This is a genomic window from Corynebacterium sp. UMB8791 (assembly GCF_054166365.1).
In genome coordinates this window covers 1-9,860 of sequence record NZ_JBSZCG010000131.1, presented here as the reverse complement: position 1 = coordinate 9,860, position 9,860 = coordinate 1, and the positions used below count along the sequence as shown (strand labels likewise).

Annotated in this window: 10 protein-coding genes and 1 pseudogene; 3 read left to right on the top strand and 8 right to left on the bottom strand. The window is 54.6% G+C overall.

Annotated features, from left to right (window positions below; translation table 11 throughout):
• A partial coding sequence (locus tag ACXIUA_RS08630) for a hypothetical protein (protein WP_457976574.1) occupies window positions 1–186 on the bottom strand: 186 nt, incomplete at its 3' end.
• On the opposite strand from ACXIUA_RS08630, the gene ACXIUA_RS08625 reads away from it, so the two are divergent.
• Window positions 110–1,294 (top strand): DUF4192 domain-containing protein, encoded by a 1,185-nt coding sequence (locus tag ACXIUA_RS08625; protein WP_457976573.1) that lies wholly within the window; start codon window positions 110–112, stop codon window positions 1,292–1,294. The genes ACXIUA_RS08630 and ACXIUA_RS08625 overlap by 77 nt on opposite strands.
• A 13-nt stretch (window positions 1,295–1,307) precedes the next feature.
• Here the strand turns inward: ACXIUA_RS08625 and ACXIUA_RS08620 are convergent, their stop codons facing one another.
• The 5 genes and pseudogenes from ACXIUA_RS08620 to ACXIUA_RS08600 form a co-directional block, all read right to left on the bottom strand.
• Entirely contained in the window at window positions 1,308–1,994 is a 687-nt protein-coding gene (locus tag ACXIUA_RS08620) for an iron dependent repressor, metal binding and dimerization domain protein (protein ID WP_457976571.1), read from the bottom strand.
• A gap of 139 nt (window positions 1,995–2,133) precedes the next feature.
• Window positions 2,134–3,129, bottom strand: a complete 996-nt coding sequence (locus ACXIUA_RS08615; RefSeq protein ID WP_070478945.1) for a sigma-70 family RNA polymerase sigma factor — start codon at window positions 3,127–3,129, stop codon at window positions 2,134–2,136.
• A 92-nt stretch (window positions 3,130–3,221) separates the two neighbouring features.
• On the bottom strand, window positions 3,222–3,656 hold the full coding sequence (gene dtd / locus ACXIUA_RS08610; RefSeq protein WP_457976570.1) for a D-aminoacyl-tRNA deacylase: 435 nt from the start codon (window positions 3,654–3,656) through the stop codon (window positions 3,222–3,224).
• 2 nt (window positions 3,657–3,658) lie between these two features.
• On the bottom strand, window positions 3,659–4,297 hold the full coding sequence (locus ACXIUA_RS08605; protein WP_457976569.1) for a DUF7782 domain-containing protein: 639 nt from the start codon (window positions 4,295–4,297) through the stop codon (window positions 3,659–3,661).
• Between the two features lie 82 nt (window positions 4,298–4,379).
• Window positions 4,380–4,862: pseudogene (locus ACXIUA_RS08600) on the bottom strand (LysR family transcriptional regulator); the annotation flags it as partial.
• 136 nt (window positions 4,863–4,998) lie between these two features.
• On the opposite strand from ACXIUA_RS08600, the gene ACXIUA_RS08595 reads away from it, so the two are divergent.
• Together ACXIUA_RS08595 and ACXIUA_RS08590 are read left to right on the top strand one after the other, a co-directional pair.
• Window positions 4,999–5,595, top strand: a complete 597-nt coding sequence (locus ACXIUA_RS08595; RefSeq protein ID WP_070362343.1) for a peroxiredoxin — start codon at window positions 4,999–5,001, stop codon at window positions 5,593–5,595.
• Window positions 5,596–5,679: 84 nt separating this feature from the next.
• On the top strand, window positions 5,680–6,204 hold the full coding sequence (locus ACXIUA_RS08590; protein WP_256000254.1) for a carboxymuconolactone decarboxylase family protein: 525 nt from the start codon (window positions 5,680–5,682) through the stop codon (window positions 6,202–6,204).
• 35 nt (window positions 6,205–6,239) lie between these two features.
• Here the strand turns inward: ACXIUA_RS08590 and ACXIUA_RS08585 are convergent, their stop codons facing one another.
• Window positions 6,240–8,783 (bottom strand): DEAD/DEAH box helicase, encoded by a 2,544-nt coding sequence (locus ACXIUA_RS08585; RefSeq protein WP_457976568.1) that lies wholly within the window; start codon window positions 8,781–8,783, stop codon window positions 6,240–6,242.
• A gap of 36 nt (window positions 8,784–8,819) precedes the next feature.
• The gene (locus ACXIUA_RS08580) at window positions 8,820–9,860 is read right to left on the bottom strand and encodes a PAC2 family protein (protein ID WP_457976567.1); all 1,041 of its coding nucleotides are present in this window, start codon (window positions 9,858–9,860) and stop codon (window positions 8,820–8,822) included.

Sequence of the window (9,860 nt, the reverse complement as noted above, 5' to 3'; positions counted from 1 at the left end):
GACCGCTCCTAGGATAATTTGAAAGGATCTAACTTTGTACTTACCCACAACGTCTGGGGTGAAGAAATATTCCTGCTGAAAATAAGGAATTCTAGCAAAGCGGGAACCGATGCTGTGTTGGCTACGTCTAAACTGTATGAAAATAAATGCAGCTAATTCATCACTTTTTGGACCATCAGATATCATCGCAGCCCTGCCCGGGGTTCTAGGGTTCTATCCTCAAGAATCGGTCGTGGTGCTCGGCATCATTCCGGACAGCGAAGGAACAGGTGGGCTTCAACTTGGACCTGTAGTTCGCGTTGACCTCACGCGCCTCGAAGCATTCATAGAAAGCCTCAAGACCGACGTGACGCAATACCTACTGGGGGATGACGTCATCGCGTACCTTGCAGTCATTGTGAGCCGTATTCCGAACTCAGAGCTCGTCAAAGAAGCAGTTGATCGCTTGCAGTTCCTCGAAGAAGAAACCGGTTTCAAAGTCGACCTGTGCTGGCATGTTTCCGAAATTGCGCAGGGTACCCCATATACATTGCTTTTTGGACCGCCATTGAATGCGGCCGAAGAATGCGATCGCGCGTCCTCCCTCATTGGTGGCTGTGTATCGTCAGTGATTTCCTCTCCATCGATGCGCCCATACGTTGAGCAGGGGATACTCCCAGAACTCGATAGACAAGACACGTTTAGCTTTTTTGAGCCGGTCGATTCGGAATCCGTCCAACTGGCGCAACAAATCCAGGCACAGACACGCAAAGACGGGTTGCAGCTACTGAAAGACTTGTGGGGCGGTAGCCACGCTGGGGAGGAGGAACACCCGGCAAAACTGGCGAAGGAAGAAATTGAAAGCATTATCGAGGTTCTGCTTTGCTTGCCCGAGACTTGCCTCATCGGCCAGCGCGATGCTAATCCAATCGGCGAAATCTCGAATGAAATGAGAATCGCGCTCGAAGGCTTGACGGCTCTGCTCACCCATGCTCTACTGCGGGATACACTTATCCCCGCGATTATGCAGAACCCAAAGCGACTTGCTGCTCCACTACTATTCTTGTCGCGCCATGCTGTGGGGACAGTGCGGGCAAACGCGTTAGCGTTGTGGGCTGTGATCGCTGTGCGGTGCGAGATCGGGTCTTGGGCAGGGGTCGCACTACAGTGCGCGCTGCAAGAAATGCCGGACCACTCATTAAGCGACGTGCTCCTGCAGTTACTCGCGATCGGTCAATATGAGGGTCTCCTGCACGCAGTTGAAGAAGGCGGGGAAGCAGTCTGGATGGAGCTAGAGATGCTTGCAGGTTCCTAACAGCAGATTGTCTCTACCGAAGCTCAATGCGCACGGCATGCGCGAGGTCATCAGGAATGACGAAATCTTGTTGCTCAGGAAGTGATAGCTGTAGCCCGCCATCATCCGGAATGCTCACTATGACTTTCTGGCCGACGATATCGCCTAAGCCTGCCAGCTCCGGCAAACGCTCTGCTTCAAGCTGCAGAATCTCACTGATTTGGACCACTACAGCTTCGCGACCCTCGGAGAGATCTAAGTCCGTTGCGCGAGTGCCAAGCTCAGGCTTAGCAACATTTGAACCGCCAATTTCATCCAACGCAGGGATGGGGTTGCCAAACGGAGATACCTGAGGGTGGTTGAGTACCTCGTATACGCGCTTTTCCACGGCTTCACTCATCACGTGTTCCCAGCGACATGCTTCGTCGTGCACTTGTTCAATATCCAACTTGAGGATGCCGGTGAGAAGGCACTCTGCGAGGCGGTGCTTACGCATCACCGCAGTCGCACGGGCGCGTCCCTCGTCGGTAAGGGAGAGCGAGCGATCTGTTTCAACAACAATCAGGCCGTCGCGCTCCATGCGGGCGACGGTCTGGGAAACTGTCGGGCCAGACTGTTCGAGCCGCTCTGCGATTCGTGCGCGGAGCGGCACAATGCCTTCCTCCTCAAGTTCGTAAACTGTACGTAAATACATTTCTGTTGTGTCTACGAGATCACGCACGTGGAACTCCCTTGCCTAAAAGTCGCTCTGAAGCGTTGAGGCTGCATCAACATTCAACGCAGTCCAAGAATCGACGCCTATTAACGATTGCTATGGTAACCCAAAAAACTATTAGTTGCGGAACGCTTCGTCGCGGTTGCTACATTGCGTAATCCCTCAGGCGCTCTGCCCGGTCACCTACGCGAAGCTTCGCCATGACCTCTCGTTCGATTTGGCGAACGCGCTCACGAGACAAGCCGAATTTACGCCCAATCTGGTCCAATGTGCGGGGAACACCGTCGGTCAGCCCATAGCGCATACGGATGACGTCCTGCTCGCGCTGCTCCAAACCGTTGATAACATCTTGGATGTCATCGTGACGGAGCACGGATACCACCGCGTCTTCGGCGTCTGTAGCTTCTGCATCTTCAATGAAGTCACCCAGGGGGGCCTCTTCATCCGCTCCGACCGGCATGTCAAGACTCACGGGGTCTCGGGATTGACGGAGGAGGAGCTCAATCTTGTCCTCTTCGATGCCAGACTCCTCTGCCAACTCCTCATTCGTTGGTTCCCGGCCAAACGACTGGTACATCTCGCGGCGAATTCGGGAGAGTTTATTGACCTGTTCTACAAGATGCACAGGGAGACGGATAGTACGAGACTGGTCTGCCATGCCGCGAGTAATGGCCTGGCGAATCCACCACGTCGCGTACGTCGAGAATTTAAAACCCTTGGCATAGTCAAATTTCTCCATCGCGCGGATCAGTCCGAGGTTGCCCTCTTGGATCAGATCGAGCAGTGGCATCCCGCGTCCTGTATAGCGCTTTGCCAACGACACGACCAGACGAAGATTTGCCTCGAGGAGGTGGGCGCGAGCTTTCCGGCCTTGCTTCGCCAGAATTTTATAGTCACGTTTCTGGGCTCGGGTGAGCTTGCAGTCTGGATCATCAAGAAGCTGCTGGGCATAGAGTCCAACTTCGATCTGCTGGGCTAGTTCGACCTCTTCTTCTGCATCGAGCAGGGCAGTCTTGCCAATGCCATTGAGATACACGCGAACAAGGTCAGCCGATGGATTGTCGTTCGTTTGATTGCGACGACTACCGCGGTCAACTTTTTCTTCGTTGTCCGCTGTTAAGGTCTGACTCTTCGACGTCATTGAGCACTGCCTCCTTGGACGAGTGGAACAGGTAATCTTCTACACCCTCAACGATCTTGGACACATTTTTGTTCCCAGTGATCAAAAGAGTGCTAGGCCTCGACAATCACCGTGAATGGGCCGTCGTTGATGCTCTGCACCTTCATATGGGCACCAAACTTTCCTTCAGCGACCGTGATGCCCCGGTCTCGGAGGTAGACTGCGATTTTTTCAATGATGGGTGCTGCTTCATCTGCGGGGGCTGCGTCACTCCATGATGGCCTCCGTCCTTTTGCCGTGCGACCCATCAACGTGAACTGACTCACAAGCAAAACAGGGGCTTGTGCGTCCACTACAGACTTTTCGCCCTCAAGAATTCGCAGTTCCGCGATTTTGCGAGCAACCGTTTCCCAAGCGTCGTCGCTATCCTCACGTCCTGCTCCGACAAGGGCCAGAATTCCACCTGTCGCCTCGCAGTCGATTGCTCCGACGACTTCACCGTCGACGGTGACGCTCGCGCTCGTAACTCTTGTCAGTACAGCCTTCATTCCTACTCCACCTCTGCAATTTCCGACGGCAGCACGATGCCGTGGCGGATAAGATCCACAACAGCTGCAACCGTTTGGTTTTCCAATTCTTCAAGGGCCTGCTGGTCGTCGACACCTCGAGATGCTGCTAGGATGCCCACCACGTCACGCAGTGGCAAACCGGCGGGATGCAATCCCGCAAGGACGGTTTTCAACGCCTCATCCAATGAATGAGAGAATCGTGGGCCATCCATTCGAGTAATGCGCAACTCTTCGCGCGTGAAACCCAGCCCCTCTTCAGTATTTGGCACAGCGATGTCTTCGATCGCGACTGTGGGCCGGACCAGGAACGAACTATCTAAGAGTTCCTGGACGGATTTTTGCCGTAGCCACGCCTGCCGCAGAAAGTATTCCTCGACCTCAGGCCCAAGCGGATCCGTGAACGGTTGCGCTAGTTCTTCCGCAGTGATCTCGGAGGGCTGGTCGCCGATGTGTTGCATGAAAATCCAACCGAAACCAATAGCGTGAACACCCGCGGCTTGGAAGTAATCGAGCCACTGTTGTGTGCGGGCTATGCCGCTTTCAGTCCTGAGGTCGACTGATTCATCTTTCAGCCACGTGGCGACGTAGGTCTCGGGGTCAACCACTTCTCGTTGAAGCACCCATGCGCTGACTCCTTGCGAAGGGACCCAACTCGCAACTCGCGACTGCCACGCCTCACCATCAATATGGGCCCATGAGCCCTCCAGGCGCGTGTGTAGGCAGGGCTAGCAGCGCCACATCGACGTTTCCGTCGCGCAGTTTAGCGAGTAGGTGCTTGGTGGGCTCTTCGATGATTCGAGGAGTTAAATCGGGGAACTCGCTCTGAATCAGTTGTAAAAGGGTGGGCAGGATATACGGTGCGATGGTGGGGATGATGCCGATATTGAGAGGCCCGGAAAGGACCCCATGTGCACCGCGGGCATGTGCAACAAAAGCATCGGCTGCTTCAAGCGTTGCTTTCGCATAGGGGAGGAGCGCCTCCCCAGTTGGAGTGACGATGACCTTTCGGGTGGATCGCTCGATAAGTTGAATCCCTAAACCGGTCTCTAGCGCGACCAATGCCTGGGATAATGACGGTTGAGAAATGTTGAGCTTGCTCGCAGCAGTGCCGAAGTGCCTATTCTCGGCGATGGTCACAAACGTACGAAGTTGGGCCAAGGTTGGTTTATATTCTTTATTGTTCATTCTTATAACCATACGGCATTGCAATAGGTTTTGCTGTTGAAATTGCGCGGCGTTTCTGGCACAATGTTTGTCAGAGTGCGAGCGATTGCATTCCAAGACCGTATATATACGACATCTCACATTCGGAGGTTAAGCTATGGCAATTCTGACTGTAGGCGAGCGTTTCCCTGAGTTCGATCTGGTAGCGCTGAAGGGTGGCGACCTTCATGAGGTCGACGCAACAAGCCCAGAGGACTACTTCGAGAATGTATCCCTGGAAAAGTACGAGGGTAAGTGGAAGGTCGTTTTCTTCTACCCGAAGGACTTTACGTTCGTCTGCCCAACCGAGATCGCAGCGTTCGGCAAGCTGAACGAAGAGTTCGAAGATCGCGATACGCAGGTCCTTGGTGGCTCCACTGACAATGAGTACTCCCACTTCAACTGGCGTGCAACGCACCCAGATCTGAAGACCGTTCCGTTCCCAATGTTTGCTGATGTCCGCCACGACTTGATCCGTGCACTGGGCGTTGAAAATGAGGCAGGCGTCGCTGATCGTGCAACGTTCATCATCGACCCAGACGGCGTCATCCAGTTCGTGTCTGTCACCCCGGATGCTGTTGGCCGTAACGTCGAAGAGGTCCTTCGCGTTTTGGATGCTCTCCAGTCCGAAGAGGTCTGCGCCTGCGACTGGCAGAAGAACGACCCAACGAAGAACATCGACAAGTTGGCTGTCGTTCAGGAATCCCTGAAGTAAATGAACTCCGAGTCCCCGTCACTAGTTCAATACTCAGTGACGGGGATTTATTAATAAACAATAGAGAGGAAAGAGAAAAGAGATATGTCGATCGATAACCTGCGCAGCGCTTTGCCTGAATATGCAAAAGACCAGAAGCTGAACCTTGGCTCCTTGACACGCTCTACAGAGCTGAACGAGCAGCAGCTGTGGGGCACTCTCGTTGCTTCCGCTGCAGCGACAAAGAACCCCACCGTGATCTCCGAGATTACGGACGAGGCCAAGGAGCACCTGTCTGAAGAGGCTCTCGATGCCGCTTTCGGCGCAGCAACTGTCATGGCAATGAACAACGTTGCCTACCGCGCAAAGGGCTGGCTCGGCGATGACTTTGCACAGGTAAAGTTTGGCCTTCGCATGAACATCATCTCGAAGCCTGGCGTCGAGAAGGCAGACTTTGAGCTGTGGTCGCTCGCAGTATCTGCTATCAATGGCTGCGAGCATTGCGCTGTTGCACACTCCAACGTCGTGCGCGAAGAGGGCCTGACCAAGGAGCAGGTCTGGGAGGCAGTAAAGATTGCTGCTGTTATCCAGGCCATTGCACAGACCGTAGTGGTAGAAGACGCACGCTAACTGTTACGTCTTCTGCGCGATAGTCGGCTGAGGGACTACATCTGGACAACGTCCAAGTCCCTCAGCCGAACTTCTCCTGCCTCATCAGAGGCATCGAGATCGACGACGCCGTGGAATTGGAAGCTGCGGTCCCCATCTGGATCTTTCACGATCTGTACGACTTCCCAGAGCCGCGAGCTTTCATCCTTAACTCGGAAATACTCTGGCCCGCGAGCATCTGCGTCGATCATGACATCGTCGTACTCGTCGAAGTAGTCGTCGAGAAGCGAGGGCCAGTCGGGCCGAACATCGGGGTCGAGATATTCAAGCATCGACTCTAGGGCTTCTTCCTTTTCGAACGCAAACAGTTCAACAAGCCTAAAGAAAAAGTTGCGAACCATGATTTTGAACGCCCTGCGGTTCGCTGTGAGCGCCGTCGGATCCTCAACACCGAACGCGAGCTCGCGGTCGAGAACGTCCTGGGAGATTGGGGCGTCGTCATCAGCTAGTGTCGCCCATTCGTCAATGAGCGACGAGTCCACCTGACGGATCAGCTCACCTAGCCATACGATGATATCTTCGAGCTCCTCAGTCATGTATGCCTCGGGCACAGAGTGGGAGAGGGTGCGCCACGCATCGGTGAGGTAGCGGAGCACCACACCCTCAGAGCGGGATAGCCCGTAGGTTGCGATGAGATCCGAAAACGTCATCGCATGCTCGATCATGTCGCGTACCACCGACTTTGGCGAAAGCTGCCACTCCTTCGCCCACGGGTTACTGGAGCAGTAGGTCTCAAATGCATCTTCCAGTTCCTCCGCGAGCGGCTGAGGGTACGTCACATCTTCGATGAGTGCCATGCGCTCCGTGTAGTCGACGCCCTCTGCCTTGAGAGCTGCGATCTCCTCGCCGCGAGCTGCTGACTGCTGAGCTTGCAGCACCTGACGGGGGTCATCCAAGATTGCCTCAAACGCTGAGATTACATCCAACGAATACGTTGAAGACTCGGGGTCAAGCACCGTGAGAAATGCCAGTGCGAACGGGGAAAGCGGTTGGTTGAGCGCAAAGTCCCTGTCCAGCTCTCGCGTGAGAGTATAGGGGCGATACGCTGGAGAATCAGGAGTGCGTTCTACAATGTCAGCCTGGATGAGCCCGCGAAACAGATCGACTGCCGTAAGAATGTCACGGTTCTGCTTAGCGCGTGTGTCATGGTTGCTCCGAATCAAGTGCTTCATGTGCCCGTAGCCGTCACCCGGGCGAGCAATAACATTGAGCAACATGGAATTCGAAACTTGGAACTGGCTAGTGAGTTCCTCCGGTTCCGCCGTAGTGAGGCGCTGGAAAGTTTTTTCGGACCAGGTAACTTCGCCATCACGAGCTGACTTCTTGTTGAGCTTCTTAAGCCGCTTCGGATCGTCGCCGGCGCGACGCCGAAGCTTTGCATTCTCAATCTCGTGTTCTGGCGCTTCGACGACGACCGTGCCCTCGGTGTCGTACCCAGCTCGACCCGCGCGGCCGGCGATTTGGTGAAACTCCCTCGATTTAAGGATGCGTTGTTTCGTCCCGTCATACTTTGCCAGGCCGGTAATCAGCACAGTACGAATTGGCACATTGATACCGACGCCGAGGGTGTCCGTTCCGCAGATCACCTTTAAAAGCCCTGTTTGAGATAGTTTTTCGACGAGCCGTCGATACTTCGGCAGCATTCCGGCATGGTGAATACCAATGCCCTTTCGAAGTAACCTCGACAATGTCTTACCGAAGGTAGTCGTGAACCTAAAATTCCCGATCTCCTCTGCGATACGTTGCTTCTCCTCTGCGTTGATGATTTTCATACTGGTCAGAGCCTGCGCTCGCTCTGCTGCCTCGCGTTGTGAGAAGTGCACAACGTAGATCGGCGCTTTGTTATCCGCCAGTAGTTCTTCAATCGTCTCGTGGACGGGGGAGAACACGTAACTGAAATCGAGTGGCACGGGACGCTCCGACCCACCAACATACGTGGTTGGGCGACCGGTGCGCTCGGTGAGATCCTTTTCTATCCAGGCAGTTTCTCCAAGCGTGGCAGACATCAAAAGGAACTGGGCCTGGGGGAGTTCCAATAGCGGCACCTGCCATGCCCATCCGCGGTCCGGCTCCGAATAGTAGTGAAACTCATCCATGATGACCTGCTGAATCTTCGCGTGCTCACCTTCTCGCAGCGCAATATTCGCGACGATTTCAGCGGTGGCTGCGATAATAGGGGCGCCGCTGTTCACTGTGGCATCACCGGTCATCATGCCTACGTTTTCTGCTCCGAAGATCTCACACAGTGCAAAGAACTTTTCGCTCACCAGTGCCTTAATTGGGGCAGTATAAAACGAGCGCTGCCCCCGAGCCATGGCAATGAAGTGCGCAGCGTTTGCCACCATCGACTTTCCCGAACCGGTTGGCGTCGCCAGGATCACATTATCCCCAGCAAGCAATGCAAGCGAAGCTTCTTCCTGAGCTTCATAAAGCGAGATTCCACGACTCTGTGTCCACGCAGTGAAAGAGTCCCAGACGGCCTCTTCAAAAAGGTCTGCTGGAACGTCGTCAAGGTCTGCCAAATACGTCGAAAGAGTCACGCCAACTACCGTAGCCGAGTTCGTCGCGAAAAGCCGCTACTCGTCTTCCTCATCGGTTGGCTGAGCTGGGTCAATATAGTAAAAATCCTGCAAAGCCTGACTGAGATCATCGCCAAAAGGCAGTCCCCGTTGTCCGTCGACAAGCGGACGACTCTGCTGGTCCTCGATCGCCGTGAGATAGTTCTCGAAGGCTTCGCTGATCTCATCGCCGGAAGGAACCTGTGCCTCACCGGGCATCTTTGCGTTGGGATTGTTCCTGCGGTACTCCTCAACTTCACGGTCGTAATGCTGTTCGAGAGCCGAGACGACCTGCGCGATCTCCTTTGACGCAGCGGTTTGCTCTGCTAATTGACGCTGAACACTTGTTATCTCTTGCTCGAGCGCGCGGAGTGGCAACTGAAGATTTGCTGTATCCTCGAGCGCCTGCATGAGCTGGAACGCCGCCATCGGGTAAGGAGAGCTGGCGATGTAATGAGGTACATGCGCAGTAAAACCAGCGACCTTTTCGCCTCGCTTATCTAGCTCTCGCTCGATCATGATGGAGGCAGCCCCGGGCACAGTAATAATTCCGTCGAAGAGATACTTGTCTTTCACCAAGCTCTCATCATTTCCGTGTGTGGAAACCACTACTGGGCGGGTATGGGGAGCGGCAACAGGGGCAGCGTAGAGGCACAGCGTTTGCTGAACTCCAAACTGCACTGCAAGATCAGCCACAGACTTGCTAAAAGCCTCCCAACGCAGATCAGGCTCCGGCCCGCTCAGCAGCAGAAACGGCATATCCTTTGTGTCGCGGACAACACGCAGCTCAATGCCGATCTCTTCGACGTCGGCCACCGTGTGATTCGCCAGGGTTACAGCAGGCCTGCGAGAGCGGTAGTCAATGAGTTCATCGTTATTGAAGGTAGCTAAAGCGCGGGTTTCCAACGCCGCGTTGAGATGATTCGATACCCCTTCAACCGCATGGCCCGCATCTGCGTAACCCTGTAACGCAACGACGAGCGTTGGCCCCTCAGGAGATTCGCCAAGACTCGAGGGAGACGGGTACTCAAGTTCATACATGCGATTATTCGTTGGCAT

What these genes read in the sequence shown, in the direction of transcription:
- ACXIUA_RS08590 (WP_256000254.1), top strand. Translation starts at nt 5,680, where the DNA reads ATGTCGATCGATAACCTGCGCAGCGCTTTGCCTGAATATGCAAAAGAC.
- ACXIUA_RS08625 (WP_457976573.1), top strand. Translation starts at nt 110, where the DNA reads ATGCTGTGTTGGCTACGTCTAAACTGTATGAAAATAAATGCAGCTAAT.
- ACXIUA_RS08615 (WP_070478945.1), bottom strand. Translation starts at nt 3,129, where the DNA reads ATGACGTCGAAGAGTCAGACCTTAACAGCGGACAACGAAGAAAAAGTT.
- dtd (WP_457976570.1), bottom strand. Translation starts at nt 3,656, where the DNA reads ATGAAGGCTGTACTGACAAGAGTTACGAGCGCGAGCGTCACCGTCGAC.
- ACXIUA_RS08580 (WP_457976567.1), bottom strand. Translation starts at nt 9,860, where the DNA reads ATGCCAACGAATAATCGCATGTATGAACTTGAGTACCCGTCTCCCTCG.
- ACXIUA_RS08595 (WP_070362343.1), top strand. Translation starts at nt 4,999, where the DNA reads ATGGCAATTCTGACTGTAGGCGAGCGTTTCCCTGAGTTCGATCTGGTA.